The sequence below is a fragment of the Pseudomonas sp. Irchel 3H9 genome (assembly GCF_900187495.1).
GTDB classification, from domain to species: domain Bacteria; phylum Pseudomonadota; class Gammaproteobacteria; order Pseudomonadales; family Pseudomonadaceae; genus Aquipseudomonas; species Aquipseudomonas sivasensis.
This window is the reverse complement of record NZ_FYDK01000002.1, coordinates 1,040,207-1,058,786: the sequence shown is the minus strand read 5'-3', so window position 1 is coordinate 1,058,786 and position 18,580 is coordinate 1,040,207. Positions and strand designations below refer to the sequence as shown.

Genomic DNA, 18,580 nt, shown 5'->3' with positions numbered 1-18,580 from the left:
GCAGATAACCATGCTCATGGGGGCAACCCCTCAGTCAGGCCTGCATGCCATAAAACACCAGCTCCGTAATACGTCTGACCTGCGTGGAGTGCGCTTCTATATCCGGGTGTTCCTGATTCACCAGTCTGAACAGTTGCAGGTGTGAGTAATCGTTCAGTAAAAACGCAGCCATTTCCACGTCCAGTTGCGGGCGTAGCTTGCCGGCCAGTTGCAGTTCGCGCAGCAGTTGGCTGATCTCAGCCCTGAGTGCGTCGTTCATCGCGCGATAGCCGGCGGGGAGTTCGTTGGTGCCGCCGAACAGGATCAGTGGCAGCAATTCACGCCACAGGCTGGGGTGCATGACTTCCAGGGCGTAGCCGGTCAGCAGCCGTTCAAGGTGGCACAGCGCGTCAACCGGATCTTCGATTTCCTGGATCAGGCGGCGAGTGTCGGTGATCGCGCGTTGATCGGCGTGGTGCAGGATTTCCAGGATGATTTCCTGTTTGTTGCCGAAATACTTGAACACCGTGGGCGCCGATACGCCAGCCTGGCTGGCGATCTGTTCGATGGTGGTGTTCTGGAAACCCTGGCGCTCAAACAGTTCGATGGCCGCCTTGCTGATGGCTTGTCGGCGTTCGGCTTTCTGACGTTCACGCAGTCCGGTCACGGGTGCTCCTGGTCACGATTCAAAGGGGGCTCGGTACCCGTGCAAAATACTTAATTGGATAAAACATTTAAAGCACTCATTTTCAGGCAATCCCTTCAAGGCTGTTGCCGCTGGTGCTTCTTCAACCGATAGGCAAACTGAGCACGGCTAAGCCCCACGAGCCTGGCGGCGGCGGCGAGGTTGCCGGCGTTCTGTTGCAGCGCTTCGGTGATCAGGCGTGATTCAAGGCCCTCGATGGAAAACCCCTGGTCCAACTGCCCAAGGGTGTCCAGCAGTGCTGGTCGCTGCAAAGGTGCGGTGTTTGACAGGCTGCCATGGTCGTCCAGGCCGTACGGATCCGCCGGCAGTGGCTCGTTGCGAAACAGGTGCACCAAGTCGATGGCCTGGCCTTCGTCGCTGGCGATCAGGCCGCGTTCGATCAGGTTTTGCAGTTCGCGCACGTTCCCTGCGAAGTCGTAGCGCAGCAGGACTTTCAGGGCGCGCATGGTCAGGCCTACGGGTGTACGGGCGTACTCCTGGCAGAAGCGGGTGAGGAACGCGTTGATCAACAGCGGGATATCATCGCGGCGTTCACGCAACGGCGGCAGGGCGATGGGGTAGACATTCAGCCGGTAGAACAGGTCTTCGCGAAAGGTGCCGTCAGCCACCGCTTTGCGCAGATCGATATTGGTGGCGGCCACTACCCGCACATCCACCGTGATGCCGCGTATGCCTCCGACGCGTTCGATCTCGCGCTCCTGCAACGCCCGCAGCAGTTTGCTTTGCCCGGCCAGGCTGAGGCTGGTGATTTCATCCAGAAACAACGTGCCGCCCTGGGCCCGTTCAAAACGCCCGGGCCGTGAGTGGGTGGCGCCGGTGTACGCGCCGCGTTCAACCCCGAAGAGTTCAGCCTCGATCAGGTTGTCCGGGATGGCCGCGCAATTGAGCGCCACGAACGGGCTGTCGTGGCGACGGCTGAGTTGATGTAACTGGCGCGCAAACATTTCCTTGCCCACGCCGGACTCCCCGCTGATCAGCACGGTGGCGGGCGTCTGCGCGACGCGTTGCAGGGCCTGCATTGCTGCGTTGAACGCGGCACTGGCGCCCACCAAAGGTCGGGGCGCGCTGGTGCTGGCAAGGCGGTCTACCGGGCTGTGGCGCGCACAGGCGTCGGCGGTGTGGGTGACGGTCGAGGACACGTTCAGGTAGCGCAAGTCCTGCTCAACATCACCCCATTGTTCAGCGGTCTTGCCGATCACCCGGCAACTGCTGTGGCCCATGCCTCGGCACTCTACTTCGCGAAAGATCACCAGTTGCCCGAACAGGCCACTGACAAAACCGATGGCGTAGCCGGTCTCCGTCCAGCACACAGGGTCCTGGCCGATGCCGTAGGCGCCCACATGCTCATCGGCCTCGCAGGAGTGGTGCCAGAGAAACTCGCCTTCATAAAAGCCCGAGTCGGCGTCGAACTTGAAATGCAGCGGCTCGACCTTGGTCATGCCTTCCAGTGTGTGCAGGTGCGTCCCGGCACGAAACACCGCAGCGGCATCAGCGTTTGGCCAGCGCTCGCGGATCAGCCGGGCATCCCGCGCTCCGGAGGCATAGCCGGTACGGGTGAACAGACCGCGCGCCTGCTCCAGCCCCAGACGCTCGATGACTTCCCTGCGCAGGGCGCCGAACGAGGAACTGTGCAGCAGCAGCATGCGTTGGTCGTTGAGCCAGATCCTCCCGTCTTCGGGAGAAAAAAACAGGCAGTCGGTCAGTTCCGCAGGCGTCGGCGAGCTGCTGTCGCTGAGGTGGCGACTGTCGCCGCGCGGATGATAGGGCGCGGTGGCTGGCGCGCTGTGGGGGTTAGTCATTGTTATGCCCCTGCAAAGCGAATGAACGATATGAGTAACTGCTCAGATAGTTACTAAACATAACCTTATCAATTGAACAAGTGCCAGGCCCCTGGTTTTTGCGGCCGATGGGCGAGTGGTAAACGGGCGGCACGTGTCAGGCCCCGTTCCAGAGCCCTCGGCGGTTTATGTCTGCGTCAGCACGTGCAAGCGGCACAGCCTTTGCTCAAGGCCAAATGCGGCGTTTGCACTTGTGCAGGCGATGACAATTACAAGAACCGGGAGTTGCCATGTCAGTGTCTGAAACCACCCACCTGCTACAGCGGGCCCTTGAGTCCGAATGCCTGTTTAACGGCGATTGGATACCCGCTTCGGGATCCGTGAGCCCCGTGATCGAACCCGCCACCGGCGAGCCGCTGCTGCGCTGCGCCATGGCCAGCCCGGCCGATGTCGCCCTGGCCAGTCGCAGCGCGGCCCTGGCCCAACCGGCGTGGGCCGCACTCGGTCCACGGGAGCGCGCCGAGGTGTTTCGCAAGGCGGCCGACGTCGCCGAGCAGTCTTTCGCCGAACTGGCGCTGTACGTCGCGCGGGAAACCGGGGGCGCGTTGTTCAAGGGCGAACACGAAGTGCGCGAGGCGATTGTGCTGCTGCATCAGGCGGCGGGCTTGTTGTCTCAACCCCACGGAGTCGTGCTGCCCAGTGCGGCGGGGCGATTGTCCTATGCTCGGCGCCAGCCCCATGGCGTGGTTGGGGTAATTTCACCGTTCAATTTCCCGCTGATACTGTCACTGCGCTCGGTGGCGCCGGCCTTGGCGGCGGGCAATGCGGTGGTGCTCAAGCCTGACCCGCAGACGCCGGTCAGCGGTGGTTTTCTCATTGCCCGACTCTTCGAAGAAGCAGGCTTGCCCAAGGGCCTGCTGCACGTGTTGCCCGGCGACGCGGCGGCCGGTGAGGCGCTGTGCCGCGACCCCAATGTGCGGATGATCGCGTTTACGGGCTCCACGGCGGCGGGGCGCAAAGTCGCCGAGGTGGCCGGTCGGCACCTGAAAAAAGTCGCGCTGGAACTGGGCGGCAAGAACCCATTGATTATTCTCGAAGACGCCAACCTCGACCTGGCCGCAAGCAATGCCGCCTGGGGTGCCTGGCTGCATCAAGGGCAAATCTGCATGGCGACCGGGTTGATTCTGGTCCATGAATCCATCGCCGCCAGCCTGACGCGCAAGTTGGTGGACAAGGCCCGGGCGCTCACCGTGGGCAATGCCGCCCGGGGTGAGGCCGCGCTCGGCCCATTGATCAATCAACGCCAATTGCAGCGCGTGCACGAGATAGTCAGCGACAGCCTGCAAGCCGGCGCGCGGTTGGAAGCGGGCGGCGAATACGACCGGTTGTTCTACCAGCCCACCGTGCTCAGTGGCGTACGTCCGGGCATGCGCGCCTTTGAGGACGAAGTGTTCGGCCCAGTGGCCACGGTGGTCAGTTTTGCCACGGACGAGGAGGCCATCGAATTGGCCAACCGCACCGAGTACGGGCTTTCGGCGGCGATCATTTCACCCTCGGTGGGGCGCGCCATGGCCATTGGCGAACGACTTGATTGCGGCCTGCTGCACATCAACGACCAGACCGTGGCGGACGAATGCATCAACCCCTTCGGCGGGCGCGGCGCCTCGGGCAATGGCGGCAGTGTGGGTGGGCCGGCCGACTGGGACGAGTACACCCAGTGGCAATGGGTCACCGTAAAAAACACGCCGCCGACCTATCCCTTCTGAGCCCCGGCTCGCGCATGCCTATACAACAATAAGAGGGCTTGACCATGAACCTGTACCGCAAAACCTTGATCGTGACCGGCGTGGCGTCGGGCATTGGTGCGGAAGTCGCGCGATTGGCGCGCTTCCAGGGCGCCACGGTGATCGGCGTCGATCGCCATGAACCGCAGTTGACGCTTGATGGCTTTTTCCATGCCGACTTGAGCGATCCCACCAGCATCGATGCGCTGGTGGCGCGCCTGCCGCAGCAGGTCGATGCCCTGTGCAACATTGCCGGCGTGCCCGGTACGGCGCCGATGCAAACGGTGGCCGAGGTCAATTACCTGGGCCTGCGCCATCTGACTCAAGCGCTGCTGCCGCGCATGCCGGCGGGCGGCAGCATCGTCAATGTCGCTTCGGTACTCGGTGCGCAGTGGCCGCAGCGGTTGGCGCTGCACAAGGCGCTGGCGGCGACCGAAAGTTTCAGGGCCGGGCAGCAGTGGCTGGCCGCCAATCCGGTGGAGCAGGGCACCTGTTATCAGTATTTCAAAGAGGCGCTGATCGTCTGGAGCCTGCAGCAATCCCAAGGATGGTTTCGCGATCATTCGGTACGCATCAACTGCGTCGCGCCGGGGCCGGTGTTCACCCCGATTCTGGGGGATTTCGTCAGCATGCTCGGCCCGGAGCGGGTGGCCCAGGACAGCCAGCGCATGACGCGTCCCGCCCTGGCCGATGAGGTGGCGTCGGTGATCGCCTTCCTCTGTTCGGACGCTGCGCGATGGGTCAATGGAGTCAATCTGCCGGTGGACGGCGGGTTGGCGGCCACCTACGTGTAGGCGCTGCAGCCGCGTTAAACCCCGGGGCGGATCCACCGCGCCGGGGGTCTTGAACAACAACAAAAATACAGGACATACAAGATGCTCAAGCCAATCTTGCGGACCGTTGCGGCCTCAACATTTGTCGCACTGTCATCGACTGCACACGCTTACGACCTGCCCGGACTCAACCTGGGCAGCACCAGTTTCTACGATGGCTCGCCAGCGCCTGCCGGACCCGGTTGGTACCTGGAGGAATACCTGACGTACTCGCGCGCCAGCCGCTTCAATGACGCCAACGGCAACAAGCTGGCGCTGCCCAAGCAGGACGTGGAAGTGGTGGCGCCGACCACGCAAATCATCTACGTCGGCCAACCCCTGGCCAATGGTGCGATGCCCGGATTCACCGTGATCAACACGTCCCTGGCCCATGTGGATGTGGACGATGGTTTGAATAACGCGGCACTGAGTTCGCGGGCTGGCTTTGGCGACGTGGTCGTCGGCCCCTTCCTGCAACTGCCGACCCTGAACCGCGCCGATGGCAGCCCGCTGTTGACCCAGCGGGTCGAGTTCGATGTGGCGATCCCGGTAGGTGCCTACGATCGCAAGCGCTCGATCAACCCTGGCAGCAACTTCTGGTCATTCAACCCGTATTACGCGGCGACCTACTGGTTCAACCCGAAGTGGTCGGCGAGCGGGCGCTTCATGTACCTGTGGAATGGCAAGAATGACCAACCATCGGCCAGTTTTGGCGATGTCTCCGACACCCAGGCGGGGCAGGCGTTGCATGCCAACCTGACGTTGCAGTACGCAATCGACCAGCAGTTGAGCGTGGGCTTGAATGGCTATTGGTTGAAGCAGATCACCGACACCGAGGTAGAGGGGCATGCGGTGAGTGGTCGGCGGGAAAAGGTCTGGGCCATTGGCCCGGGCCTGGTGTACGCGTTCAACAAGGAGAATGTCCTGTCGGTGAACGCGTACTTTGAGCAGGAGGCGCAGAACCGCACCCAGGGCAATAAGCTGGTGCTTAACTGGCTGCACCAGTTCTAGACGTGGAGGTGCCGGGCAGGTTCAGTGGCGCCGCACGCACCATCACGCTGATGATGGTCAGTGCGGCGATCACCACGCCGGGGGAGGTAGCCAGCAGCACGCCGGCGGTACCGGCGCCTGCCGCAAGGAGTTGCCCGGCCGCCAGTGGCCCGGCCACCGAGCCCAGACGGCCGATGGCCACGGCCGCACCCACGCCGGTGGCGCGCACTGCCGTGGGGTAGGAGGGCGGGGCGCTGGCATACAGCACCAATTGCGCAGCCATCACGAACAACCCGGCAGCGAAACCCGCGACGGCCATGGGCACGATGCCCACCGACAGGCCGACACCGGCCAACGCCGCCAGCAACCCGGCGTACACAAACAGCACCACTTTGAGCGCGTTGCAACGGTCCAGCAGCACGCCACCGAGCAGTGAACCGAGGGCGCCGCCGATATTGAAGAGCATCTGCACCATGCCCGCCTGGGGTTTGCTGAAACCCTGTTCCAGCAACAGTGAAGGCAGCCAGTTAAGCAACATGTACATCACGGTCAGGGTGAAGAAGTAACTAAGCCACAGCGCCAGGGTGGTGCGGGCGCGACCCTCGCCGAACAGCGCCTGGCCCGTGGATGGGCGGGCGCCTGGCGTGTGGTCGACCTGTTGGCGAAAGACGTTGGATTCGGGCAGCAGCAGGATCATCAATGGCACGGCCAGCAGCGGCGCCAGGCCGCCGATGATAAAGGTGGTCTGCCAGTGTTCACTGGAAAACATCGCCACCACGGCGGCCAATGCACCCCCCAGCGGTACACCGCAGTACATGACACTGATGGCGGTGCCGCGATTGCGCTCGCTCACCGCTTCGGCACACAGCGCAATCAGGTTGGGCAACGCGGCGCCCAGGCCCAGGCCGGTGAGAAAACGCACCAGCAACAGGCTTGAATAGCTCTGTACAAATGCCGTGCTCAAGGAGAACAGCCCAAACAGCAGCACTGCGATCACCAGGATTTTCTTGCGGCCGATACGGTCGGCGATCCATCCGCCAAAAAACGCTCCCGGCAGCAGGCCGATGATCCCGACACTGAATACCCAGCCGAGCATTTTCGGGTCAAGGGCAAAACTGTTGCGCAGCCCGGCAGCGGTGGTGCCGGCCGCCTGTAGATCGAAACCCTCGATCAGCGCAACGATAAAACACAAAGCGATCGTCAGCGTCGAACGACGCGATGAACTGTTCATGGGCAAACCTCGTTGTTGTTTTTGTTGTGGTGGCGAGCCTGACCGGCTGCTGGAAATTAAGATAACAAATATAACTATAAAAAGAAGGGTGCCGGGCCCCAGCCTAAAATCATGACGCAAGCCGTCTAACGCAGGTGTTTGAGATTAACGTCAGTCGAAAATATGAAAATAGATAGGTTTATTAATGTTCGATTATCGGTCAGTGGCGGTTGACGAAGGGCTCCAGCTGTTTCCATTCTCTGTCCGCGAAGCCCACTGGGCCACGCCTGTGCCACCCCCAAAAACAACAACAAAAAATGGACATCGAACATGCCAAAACTCCCCACGGACGCCGTCGCGGCGGCCTGCTGTGTGTCGAACAGCACTCCACGCCTGATCAGTGCACTGCTGATGTTCAGCATCCTGCCCACTCCGCTGTGGGCGGCGGGGTTCATCGACGACAGCCACGGCACCCTGACGCTGCGCAATTACTACCTGGACCGTGACTACAAGGACGACGGCGCCAAGACCGCCGCGCGAGAATGGGCCCAGGCGTTCATGCTCAACCTGGAGTCTGGGTACACCCCTGGCGTCGTAGGCTTTGGCCTGGATGTGCGTGGGCTGATGGGGGGCAAACTCGACTCGTCGCCGGACCGCAGCGGCACCGAGCTATTGCCGGTGTCGGCCAGCGACAAGCGTGCCGCCGATGAATACTCACGCCTGGCGCCCACCGCCAAATTGCGGCTTGCACAAACCACGGTGAAGGCCGGTGACGTGTCAATCTTCCTGCCATTCGCCTTCGCCAGCCCGTCCCGCCTGCTGCCCCAGACCTTTCGGGGCACCACCTTGAGCTCCAAGGACATCGACGGGCTGACCCTGAACACGGGCTATATCGACCGTATCAACAAGCGTGATTCCACTGACTACCAGGCCATGACCATCGCATCGCCCAACCGGCGGTTCAATGCGACGGCTACCACCTCACACCTGGCGTATGTCGGCGGGGATTACCAAGTCAATAAAGACCTCAGCCTGCGCGTCTATCACTCCCAAGTGGCGGACCTTTACCAGCAGGACACCCTGGCGTTGCTGCACAACCTGCCGTTGGGCGATGGGGTATTCACCAGCGACCTGCGCAGTTTCTTCAGCCGCGAGGACGGCAGTGCCAAGGCTGGGGACGTGGATAACCGTAACCTCTCGGCGCTGTTTGCCTACCGCTTGGGTGGGCACCGCGTCAGCCTGGGTTACATGCATTCCAGCGGCGACACTGCCACGCCCTATATCTCCGGTACGGAGCTGATGGGCATGAGCGAACTGACCATGAGTTCGGATTTTCTCAACGCCAAGGAGCGCACCTGGCAGGCCATTTACGACTATGACTTTGCCGCATCCGGCATGCCGGGCCTGAAGGGCCGGCTGCGTTATGTGCGCGGCGATAACATCGAGTTGGCGGCGTTCAATGCCGAGGACCGCAAGGAACGTGAGTTCCAGATGGAGTTGGGTTACGTGATCCAAAGCGGCCCGCTGAAAAACGTCGGGCTGATGGCACGCAAGTCGATCTACCGCAACGACTTCCCAGGCGGCGCGGCCTTTCGCGATGAAAACCAGACCCGCTTCCTGGTGCTCTACACCGTGGCGCTGTGGTAGATCGCGGGATCAGTCCTGATACACCTTCTTGAGCAAGCGCAGCAGCTCTGCACGTTCCTCGACGTCCAGGGCTGCGGTGGCGTCCAGGTCGCTCTGCGCGGCAATGTCCTTGAGGGACTTGAGCAGGATTTCGCCCGGTTTGCTCAGGAAAATCCCATAAGAGCGCTTGTCGGGTTTGCAGCGCACGCGCACGGCGAGGGCGCGGCTTTCCAGCTTGTTCAGCAACGGCACGACCTGGGGCGGTTCGATTGCCAGGGCGCGGGCGAGGTCGGCCTGCATCAGGCCGGGGTTTTGCTCGATGATCGCCAGGGCCGAGAACTGTGCGGGGCGCAGGTCGTGGTCGGACAGTCGGCCGATCAGGTTCTGGAACAGCTTGAGCTGGGCGCGGCGCATGGCATAACCGATCAGATCGTCCAGGGCTGAATCCAGCGGCGGCTGTACCTCGTCATGGTCGGGCAGGGCCTGGCTGGTGGCGATGTTGGAAGGCTTGGCCATTAGCAGTGCAATCCTCAGAAGGTAGCGGTTAACAAGGCTATCTAGTTTGCCGGGGTTGGCGCGCTGTGGCTACGACGGTTTTTCACAGTCGTTAAATATTGGTTATTCAGATTAATAGTTAATTGACATAACTATATTTGCGGTTTAATTTCGAATCATCTTCAAACCCAGAACAAGAGCACACCGCCATGAGCAATTACGAAGGCCGCTGGACCACCGTCAAGGTTGAGATTGAGGAAGGTATCGCGTGGGTCATTCTCAATCGCCCCGAAAAGCGCAACGCCATGAGCCCGACCCTGAACCGGGAAATGATCGACGTGCTGGAAACCCTGGAACAGGATCCCGCCGCCGGTGTGCTGGTACTGACCGGAGCCGGTGAGGCCTGGACCGCCGGCATGGACCTCAAGGAATACTTCCGCGAAGTGGATGCCGGCCCGGAAATCCTCCAGGAAAAAATCCGCCGCGAAGCCTCCCAATGGCAATGGAAACTGCTGCGCATGTACGCCAAGCCGACCATCGCCATGGTCAACGGCTGGTGCTTCGGCGGCGGCTTCAGCCCTCTGGTAGCGTGCGACTTGGCGATCTGCGCCGACGAAGCCACCTTCGGCCTCTCGGAAATCAACTGGGGCATCCCGCCTGGAAACCTGGTCAGCAAGGCCATGGCCGACACCGTGGGCCATCGCCAATCGCTGTACTACATCATGACCGGCAAGACCTTCGGCGGGCAGAAAGCCGCTGAAATGGGCCTGGTTAACGAAAGCGTGCCGCTGGCGCAACTGCGTGAAGTCACCATTGACCTGGCGCGCAACCTGCTGGAGAAAAACCCGGTGGTGCTGCGTGCCGCCAAGCATGGCTTCAAGCGTTGCCGCGAGCTGACCTGGGAGCAGAACGAAGATTACCTTTACGCCAAGCTCGACCAATCGCGCCTGCTCGACACCGAAGGCGGTCGCGAGCAGGGCATGAAGCAATTCCTCGACGACAAGAGCATCAAGCCTGGTCTGCAGGCGTATAAACGCTGAAGGATGCGGCCTGCGGGCCGCACCGTTTTACCCTGCTTGAACGTATTCCCGATAAAGACAATAAAGAGGAATCACCATGCTGGACGTGCCCCTGTTGATCGGCGGCCAGTCGTGCCCCGCGCGCGACGGTCGAACCTTTGAGCGTCGCAACCCGGTGACCGGTGAAGTGGTCTCGCGGGTCGCCGCTGCCACTCTGGAAGATGCTGACGCCGCCGTGGCCGCTGCCCAAACTGCGTTCCCCGCGTGGGCGGCGCTGGCGCCCAACGAACGCCGTACCCGGCTGCTCAAGGCTGCCGAGCAGTTGCAGGCGCGCAGCGACGAATTTATCGCGGCCGCCGGCGAGACCGGCGCCATGGCCAACTGGTATGGCTTTAACGTGCGCCTGGCGGCCAATATCCTGCGCGAAGCGGCTTCGATGACTACCCAGATCACCGGCGACGTGATCCCTTCCGATGTGCCTGGCAGCTTCGCCATGGCCCTGCGTCAGCCCTGCGGCGTGGTGCTGGGCATCGCGCCGTGGAATGCTCCGGTGATCCTCGCTACCCGCGCCATTGCCATGCCGCTCGCCTGCGGCAATACCGTGGTGCTCAAAGCCTCGGAACTGAGCCCGGCAGTGCACCGCCTGATTGGCCAGGTGCTGCAGGACGCCGGCCTGGGCGATGGCGTGGTCAACGTCATCAGCAACGCCCCGGCGGATGCGGCGGCAATTGTCGAACGGCTGATCGCCAACCCGGCGGTGCGTCGGGTCAACTTCACCGGCTCGACCCATGTCGGGCGGATTGTCGGTGAACTCTCGGCCCGTCACCTCAAGCCGGCCTTGCTGGAACTGGGCGGCAAGGCGCCGTTGCTGGTGCTGGACGACGCCGACCTGGACGCCGCCGTATCGGCAGCAGCCTTTGGCGCTTACTTCAACCAAGGGCAGATCTGCATGTCCACCGAGCGCCTGATTGTCGACGCCAAGGTCGCCGATGCCTTTGTCGCCAAGCTGGCGGCCAAGGTCGCGACCCTGCGCGCCGGTGATCCCACGGCGGCGGACTCGGTACTGGGTTCCCTGGTGGACGCCAGCGCCGGTACGCGCATTAAGGCCCTGATCGACGATGCGCTGGGCAAAGGCGCGCGGCTGGTGGCCGGAGGGCAACTGGACGGCAGCATCCTGCAACCGACGCTGATCGATGGCGTTACCGAAGACATGCGTTTGTACCGCGAAGAGTCCTTCGGTCCGGTGGCGGTGCTGTTGCGCGGTGACGGCGATGAAGCCTTGCTGCGCCTGGCCAACGATTCGGAGTTCGGCCTGTCGGCGGCGATTTTCAGCCGGGACACCGGCCGTGCCCTGGCCCTGGCACAGCGGGTCGAATCGGGCATTTGCCATATCAACGGCCCGACCGTGCACGACGAAGCGCAGATGCCCTTCGGTGGGGTCAAGTCCAGCGGCTACGGCAGTTTTGGCGGCAAGGCCTCCATTGAACACTTCACGCAACTGCGCTGGGTGACCTTGCAGAACGGGCCACGGCACTACCCGATCTGAGCAGGCGCTGCGACATAACAATAACAAGGCGGCGTTGATTCGCCTTGATGGAGGACGTCCTTGTGAGTTCCGAATTCAGACCGCAACCCCAGTCCGCGTCGCGATACCGCGAAGTGTCCATCGGCCACGCACCGGTGCAGGTCACCGAAGAGCAGGGCGTGCTGCATATGCGTTCCCTGGAGCCGTTGGCCGAGTTGCCTGCGCGCTTGCTCGATCGCCTTGTGCATTGGGCCCGGGTGCGCCCCGAGCAGACGTTTATCGCCGCACGCCAGGGCGGTGGTGACTGGCGCCGCGTGAGCTACAGGGAGATGCTCGACAGCGTGCGCTCTATTGCCCAAGGCCTGTTGAGTTACGGACTGTCGGCGGACAAGCCGCTGGCATTGTTGTCGGGCAACGATATCGAGCATTTGCAGGTGGCGCTGGGCGCCATGTATGCCGGTATTCCGTATTGCCCGGTATCGCCCGCGTATTCGCTGCTGTCCCAGGATTTCGCCAAGCTGCGGCATGTGTGTGGCCTGCTGCAACCGGGGCTGGTGTTCGTCAGCGATGCGGCCGCCTACCAGCGCGCAATCGAGGCGGTGTTGCCCGCCGAAACGCCGTTGATCAGTGTGCGCGGTGAAGTGCCTGGGCGCACTCGGGTGAGCTTCGACAGCCTGCTTCAAACGCCGAGTGGCGCCGAGGCTGAAGCGGCGTTTGACGCCACCGGCCCGGACAGCATTGCCAAGTTCCTCTTCACTTCGGGCTCGACCAAACTGCCCAAGGCGGTGATCACCACTCAACGCATGCTCTGCGCCAACCAGCAAATGCTGTTGCAGACCTTTCCGGTGTTCGGCGAGGAACCGCCGGTGCTGGTGGACTGGCTACCTTGGAATCACACCTTTGGCGGCAGCCACAACGTCGGCATCGTGCTCTATAACGGCGGCACTTTTTACCTCGACGACGGCAAACCCACGGTCCAGGGCTTTGCCGAGACCCTGCGCAACCTCAAGGAAATTTCGCCAACGGCCTACCTGACCGTTCCCAAAGGCTGGGAAGAGCTGGTCAGCGCCCTGGAGCAGGATGCCGAGTTGCGCGAGCGCTTTTTTGCGCGGATGACACTGTTCTTCTTTGCCGCTGCGGGCCTGTCACAGAGCATCTGGGATCGCCTCGACCGCGTGGCCGAGCTGCACTGCGGTGAGCGCATCCGCATGATGGCCGGGCTGGGCATGACCGAAGCCGCGCCGTCCTGCACGTTCACCACTGGGCCGTTGTCCATGGCCGGTTATATCGGCTTGCCCGCGCCGGGATGCGAAGTGCGACTGGTGCCGGTGGATGGCAAGTTCGAAGGGCGCTTTCGCGGGCCGCACATCATGCCGGGTTACTGGCGCGCTCCCGAGCAAACCGCCGAGGTGTTCGATGACCAGGGTTTCTACTGTTCCGGAGACGCGATCAAACTCGCCGATCCCCACCAGCCGCAATTGGGGCTGATGTTCGACGGGCGCATTGCCGAAGACTTCAAGCTGTCTTCCGGGGTGTTTGTCAGCGTTGGCCCGTTGCGCAATCGCGCGGTACTGGAAGGCTCGCCCTACGTGCAAGACCTGGTCATTGCCGCGCCGGACCGCGAATGCCTGGGGGCGCTGGTGTTCCCCAGAACCTACGAATGCCGCCGTTTGGCGGGTTTGAGCGGCGACGCCAGCGACGCCCAGGTATTGGCCAGCGAGCCGGTGCGCCAATGGTTCGGCGATTGGTTGCAACGCCTTAATCGCGACGCCACCGGTAATGCCAGTCGCCTGGAATGGATTGCCGTGCTCGACGAACCCGCGTCCATCGACCGTGGGGAAATCACCGATAAAGGTTCGATCAACCAGCGGGCGGTACTGCAGTGGCGCGCGGCCAAGGTCGAGGCGTTGTATCGCGGTGAAGACCCGACCATCCTGCGCGCCGGGCCCAAGCCTTGAGCGGCGCAGGGCAGTATTCAGCGTTTGCCGACGCGGCGATTTTCGAGGCGGTGCGCACGCCGTGGGTCGACCTCGGTGGTGCGCTGTCCCAGGTCTCGCCCATCGACCTGGGGATCAAGGTCGGCCGTGAAGTGCTGGCGCGGGCCGGTATCGATCCGCAGGCGGTGGACAGCGTGTTGGCGGGTTCCATGGCCCAGGCCAGCTTCGATGCCTACTTGCTGCCACGGCATATCGGGTTGTACAGCGGTGTGGCGCAATCAGTCCCGGCGCTGGGGGTGCAGCGCATCTGCGCCACCGGTTTCGAGCTGTTGCGCCAGGCCGCTGAACAACTGCGCGACGAGGTGCAACTGGCCCTGTGCGTGGCGGCTGAATCCATGTCGCGCAATCCGATTGCTGCTTACACCCACCGGGGCGGGTTTCGCCTGGGAGGCGAGGTGCAATTCAAGGATTTTCTGTGGGAGGCACTGTACGACCCGGCTCCCGGCCTGGACATGATCGCCACCGCCGATAACCTGGCGCGCCGTTATGGCCTGAGCCGCGAGGCGGTGGACCGGTATGCCTGTGACAGCCATCAGCGTGCGTTGCAGGCGCAGCGTGAGGGGGCCTGGGCGCAAGAGATCGTCAGCGTCGATAACCAGGTGTTCGAACTTGACGGTTATCAACCCCGACGCCTCACCCTGGCACGTCGCGCCGCTGCGGTGACCGAGGACAGTCACCCACGGCCCACTGACCTTGAGGCACTCGCGCGTTTGCGCGCCGTGCATGCGGATGGGGTGCAGACCGCCGGTAATAGTTGTGCGGTGGTCGATGGTGCGGCGGCCGCGTTGGTGGGACGCGCTTCAGACTGCACGCGCCCGGCCCTGGCCCGGTTGGTGGCCAGCGCGGTGGTCGGCGTGGCCCCCGAATTCATGGGCATCGGCCCGGCACCGGCGATCCGTCTGTTGCTGCACCGCAGCGGGTTGAACCTGAGCGATATCGGCCGTTTCGAGATCAACGAAGCGCAGTCGGCCCAGGTACTCGCTGTGGCCCAGGAGCTGGAGCTGGACAGCACCCGGCTCAACGTCCAGGGCGGCTCCCTTGCGCTGGGGCACCCTTTGGCTGCCAGCGGTCTGCGCCTGGTCATGAGCCTGGCCCGGCAACTGCGTCAGCACAATCTGCGCTACGGCATTGCTGCTGCGTGCGTGGGCGGCGGGCAGGGCATGGTGCTGCTGATCGAGAACCCTGACTGGCGCGCTTGAACACACACGTTTTATTCGATGATGAGGTGTCCCGATGTGGAGCTATGAGGCGCCCCTGCGCGATATGCAATTTGTCCTGGAGCATTGGCTGCAGGCGCCCTCTGCATGGCAGGCCTTGGACCTGTCCCTGGCGATGCAGGTGCTGGAGGAGGCTGCACGCTTCAGTCAGGGCGTGCTGGCGCCGCTGAACAGTCAAGGTGATCGTCAGGGCTGCCGTTGGCAGGCGGGGCAGGTCAGCACCCCGGATGGTTTTGTCGAGGCTTACCAGGCCTATGTGGACGGTGGCTGGCCAGGGCTGGCGTGCGCCGAGGCAGTGGGCGGGCAGGGCTTGCCGCAATTGCTCGACGCGGCGTTGCAAGAAATGCTCTACGCCAGCAACCACGCCTGGGCCATGTACACCGGCATCGCCCATGGCGCCTACCTGTGCCTCAAGACCCACGCCGAGCAGTGGTTGCAGGCGCGCTACTTGCCTGAAATCGTCAGCGGCCAGGCCTTGCCCACCATGTGCCTGACCGAGCCCCAGGCCGGCAGCGACGTCGGCTTGCTGCGCTGTCGCGCCGAACCCCAGTCGGATGGCAGTTATCGCCTGAGCGGCAGCAAGCTGTTTATCTCCGGTGGCGAGCACGACCTCACGGCCAACATCCTGCACCTGGTGCTGGCGCGCCTGCCCGATGCGCCGCCCGGCAGTCGCGGTATTTCCCTGTTTCTGGTGCCCAAGCGATTGGACGACGGCCACGTCAATGGCGTGCGCTGTGACGGTCTTGAGCACAAGATGGGCATCAAGGGCAGCGCCACCTGTTCGCTGACGTTCGAAGCTGCCCAGGGCTGGCTGATCGGCGAGGCCAATCGCGGCCTGGCGGCGATGTTTGTGATGATGAATTCGGCGCGCCTGCACGTGGGCCTGCAAGGCCTGGGGCATGCCGAGGCGGCGTGGCAGAACGCCCGCCAATACGCCGCCGAACGTGTGCAGATGCGCGCACCGATCAGGCCTGAAGAAGTGGCGGCCCAGGCGGCCGATCCGATCCGCAATCACCCGGCCATGCGGCGTGTATTGCTGGAGCTGCGCACCACCAGCGAGGGCATGCGCGCTATCGGTTACTGGGCGGCGCACCTGCTGGATCGGGACGACCCATTGGCGCCGTTGCTGACCCCTATCATCAAGGCGTTTTTCACTGAACAGGGCTTCCGCCAGGCCAGCAATGCCTTGCAGGTCTTCGGCGGTTACGGTTACGTCGCCGAGTTCGCCATCGAGCAAACCCTGCGCGACAGTCGCATCGCGATGATCTACGAGGGCAGCAATGAGATCCAGGCCAATGACCTATTGCTGCGCAAGGTGCTTGGGGATGACGGTCGGGTGTTCGGCCTGCTGCTGGGCGAGTTGCGTGCAGAGGCCGGGCAGGGCAGCGAGTTCGTCGAATGCGCGGCCTTCTCCCGGGCACTTGGCAGCCTATGCGATACCTTGGACACGGTGGTGAGTGCCATCCGCGAACGCTCCCTGGAAGACAGCGAATACCCGTATCGCGCTGCGCCGGATTTCCTCCAGCTGTGTGGCGTTGCGCTGCTGGCCTTTGCCTGGGCGCGGGCGGCACGGGTGTCCAGGGCATTGCCCGAAGGGGATCCGTTGCGCGCCGCCAAGCTGCAAAGCGCCGGTTTCTTTTTTGATTACCTGCCATCAAGACTGGCCCAGCACTTGGGCGCGATAGACGGGGCGCGGGCGGCACTGGCATTCGTCTGACGGCGGCAGAGGCTTGCGGTACTATGGCGACCCACGTTTTCTGGAAGTTGCCTGGATGAGTAAGCCCGGTCAATTGGTGCTGGTTGCACTGCGCAAGATGATTGCCAGCGGGGAGTTGGCGGCGGGCGAGCGGCTGATGGAAATTCCCACGGCGCAGTTGTTCGGCGTGTCGCGCATGCCCGTGCGCATGGCTTTTCGTACCCTTGAACAAGAAGGACTGCTGGTGCCGTTTGGCGGGCGCGGTTATCAGGTGCGTTCGGTCAGCCCCAGCGACATTGCCGGCGCGGTTGAAGTGCGCGGCGTGCTCGAAGGCCTGGCCGCGCGTCAAACCGCGGAGCTTGGGTTATCCAACGAGGCCCGCGCCGCGCTGGAGCGCTGCCTGGTCGAGGGCGATCAACTGTTCGAAAAGGGTTACGTGACCGAAGACGACCTTGAGGTCTATCACGACCTGAACATGCGCTTTCACCAGGTCATCGTCGAAGGCAGCCACAACCCGGCGATCGCCGACGCGCTTGCGCGCAATGATCACTTGCCGTTCGCCTCGGTGACCGCGCTGGCGGTGGATCGCGAGGACATGGCCCGCGAGTACCGACGCTTCAACTATGCCCATATGCAGCATCACTCGGTCTTCGACGCCCTGGTCAATCGCCAGGGCGCACGGGCCGAAGCCATCATGCGCGAGCATGCCAACGCGACCCTGCGCTATGCCGAGATTTTCAGTTCAGCCACCGCCGACGCGCGCATGAAGGTGATCCTGCCCGCGTCGTAACCCGGTTAGATATCGAGTACCAGCAAGGGCGTTTTCGCCCGCGAACAGCAGGGCGTGAACTGATCATTCAGCGCCTGCTCCTGCTCGGTGAGAAACAGATCGCGATGCTCCGGTATGCCTTCCAGTACGCGGGTCAGGCAGGTGCCGCAAATCCCCTGTTCGCAGGACACCGCAATCTCGATACCGTGGCTTTCCAGGACCTGGACCACGGTCTTGTCGGCGGGAATTTCGAAGACCTGGCCGCTGCTGCCGAGCTTCACCGAAAAGCCGCCGTCGAGGCTGCTGTCCACCGGTGCCGCACTAAAGTATTCGCGGTGCAGGCGGTCTTCCTGCCAACCCTGTGCGCGTGCGCTGTCAAGTACATGCTGCATGAACCCGCCAGGGCCGCAGACATACAGGTGTACGTCGTCGGCGGGCGCCGCCAGCACCTCGGCAGCATTCAAGGCCGTGTGCGGCTGCTCATCGAAATGCAGGAACACTCGCTCGGCAAACGGCGACGCCTTGAGTCGCTGCACAAACGCCGCACGCTCGCTGGCGCGGGCGCAGTAATGCAGTTCGAAGTCGGCCCCCGCATGGGCCAGGCGTTCGGCCATGCACAGGATCGGAGTGATGCCGATGCCACCGGCAAACAGCAGGCTGCGACGCGCGTAGTGGACTAAGGGAAATAGGTTGCGGGGTTCGCTGATGGTCAGGTGTGCGCCCTCATGAACCTGCTCGTGCAAGCTGCGCGAGCCACCCCGGGAGGCCGGGTCCTTGAGCACGCCGATCAGGTAGCGATGACGTTCTTCGGGGTGATTGCACAGGGAATATTGCCGGATCACCCCATCGGGCAGGTGCACGTCAATATGCGCGCCGGCACTGAAGGCCGGCAGCGGCTGGCCATCGACACTGGCCAGTTCATAGCTGCAAATGTCCTGGGCTTCGTTGTTACGGGATACCACCACCACATCGATCAT

General features: G+C 63.0%; 15 protein-coding genes. 10 read left to right on the top strand and 5 right to left on the bottom strand.

The annotated features are described in order from the left end of the window. Window positions 1-34: 34 nt before the first annotated feature. Both CKW32_RS10735 and CKW32_RS10730 read right to left on the bottom strand, forming a co-directional pair. Complete coding sequence (locus CKW32_RS10735; RefSeq protein ID WP_032891341.1) at window positions 35-646, bottom strand: TetR/AcrR family transcriptional regulator; 612 nt, start codon at window positions 644-646, stop codon at window positions 35-37. 95 nt (window positions 647-741) lie between these two features. Then, complete coding sequence (locus CKW32_RS10730) at window positions 742-2,484, bottom strand: sigma-54-dependent Fis family transcriptional regulator (protein WP_032891343.1); 1,743 nt, start codon at window positions 2,482-2,484, stop codon at window positions 742-744. Window positions 2,485-2,753: 269 nt separating this feature from the next. On the opposite strand from CKW32_RS10730, the gene CKW32_RS10725 reads away from it, so the two are divergent. The 3 genes from CKW32_RS10725 to CKW32_RS10715 all read left to right on the top strand — a co-directional run bounded on the left by CKW32_RS10725 (window position 2,754) and on the right by CKW32_RS10715 (window position 6,070). Continuing rightward, entirely contained in the window at window positions 2,754-4,229 is a 1,476-nt protein-coding gene (locus CKW32_RS10725; protein WP_095184862.1) for a benzaldehyde dehydrogenase, read from the top strand. A gap of 44 nt (window positions 4,230-4,273) precedes the next feature. After that, window positions 4,274-5,041, top strand: coding sequence for a coniferyl-alcohol dehydrogenase (locus CKW32_RS10720; protein WP_095184861.1), 768 nt, complete (start codon window positions 4,274-4,276; stop codon window positions 5,039-5,041). 81 nt (window positions 5,042-5,122) lie between these two features. Next, on the top strand, window positions 5,123-6,070 hold the full coding sequence (locus tag CKW32_RS10715) for a transporter (RefSeq protein WP_095184860.1): 948 nt from the start codon (window positions 5,123-5,125) through the stop codon (window positions 6,068-6,070). Here CKW32_RS10715 and mhpT read toward each other — a convergent pair. After that, window positions 6,048-7,280: a 3-(3-hydroxy-phenyl)propionate transporter MhpT gene (gene mhpT, locus CKW32_RS10710; protein WP_032891349.1), complete on the bottom strand. Its 1,233-nt coding sequence runs from the start codon at window positions 7,278-7,280 to the stop codon at window positions 6,048-6,050. The two genes, CKW32_RS10715 and mhpT, sit on opposite strands and share 23 nt — an antisense overlap. 309 nt (window positions 7,281-7,589) lie before the next feature. Here mhpT and CKW32_RS10705 point away from each other — a divergent pair, with 309 nt between their 5' ends. Beyond that, window positions 7,590-8,906: an OprD family porin gene (locus CKW32_RS10705; RefSeq protein ID WP_095184859.1), complete on the top strand. Its 1,317-nt coding sequence runs from the start codon at window positions 7,590-7,592 to the stop codon at window positions 8,904-8,906. Window positions 8,907-8,915: 9 nt separating this feature from the next. Here CKW32_RS10705 and CKW32_RS10700 read toward each other — a convergent pair whose 3' ends face one another. Next, window positions 8,916-9,401 (bottom strand): MarR family winged helix-turn-helix transcriptional regulator, encoded by a 486-nt coding sequence (locus CKW32_RS10700; RefSeq protein WP_032891352.1) that lies wholly within the window; start codon window positions 9,399-9,401, stop codon window positions 8,916-8,918. 188 nt (window positions 9,402-9,589) lie between these two features. Between CKW32_RS10700 and CKW32_RS10695 the strand changes: the two genes are divergently transcribed. From CKW32_RS10695 to CKW32_RS10670, 6 genes are all read left to right on the top strand, one after another. Next, window positions 9,590-10,420, top strand: a complete 831-nt coding sequence (locus CKW32_RS10695; protein ID WP_032891354.1) for a p-hydroxycinnamoyl CoA hydratase/lyase — start codon at window positions 9,590-9,592, stop codon at window positions 10,418-10,420. Window positions 10,421-10,496: 76 nt separating this feature from the next. Continuing rightward, complete coding sequence (locus CKW32_RS10690) at window positions 10,497-11,945, top strand: aldehyde dehydrogenase (RefSeq protein ID WP_032891356.1); 1,449 nt, start codon at window positions 10,497-10,499, stop codon at window positions 11,943-11,945. 62 nt (window positions 11,946-12,007) lie between these two features. Then, on the top strand, window positions 12,008-13,882 hold the full coding sequence (locus CKW32_RS10685; protein WP_095184858.1) for a feruloyl-CoA synthase: 1,875 nt from the start codon (window positions 12,008-12,010) through the stop codon (window positions 13,880-13,882). Then, the gene (locus CKW32_RS10680; protein ID WP_095184857.1) at window positions 13,879-15,120 is read left to right on the top strand and encodes a thiolase family protein; all 1,242 of its coding nucleotides are present in this window, start codon (window positions 13,879-13,881) and stop codon (window positions 15,118-15,120) included. Before CKW32_RS10685 ends, CKW32_RS10680 begins: the two co-directional genes overlap by 4 nt. Window positions 15,121-15,154: 34 nt before the next feature. Beyond that, on the top strand, window positions 15,155-16,855 hold the full coding sequence (locus CKW32_RS10675) for an acyl-CoA dehydrogenase family protein (protein WP_095184856.1): 1,701 nt from the start codon (window positions 15,155-15,157) through the stop codon (window positions 16,853-16,855). 55 nt (window positions 16,856-16,910) lie between these two features. Continuing rightward, window positions 16,911-17,624 (top strand): GntR family transcriptional regulator, encoded by a 714-nt coding sequence (locus tag CKW32_RS10670; protein WP_095184855.1) that lies wholly within the window; start codon window positions 16,911-16,913, stop codon window positions 17,622-17,624. 5 nt (window positions 17,625-17,629) lie between these two features. Here CKW32_RS10670 and CKW32_RS10665 read toward each other — a convergent pair whose 3' ends face one another. Continuing rightward, window positions 17,630-18,580 (bottom strand): PDR/VanB family oxidoreductase, encoded by a 951-nt coding sequence (locus CKW32_RS10665; protein ID WP_095184854.1) that lies wholly within the window; start codon window positions 18,578-18,580, stop codon window positions 17,630-17,632.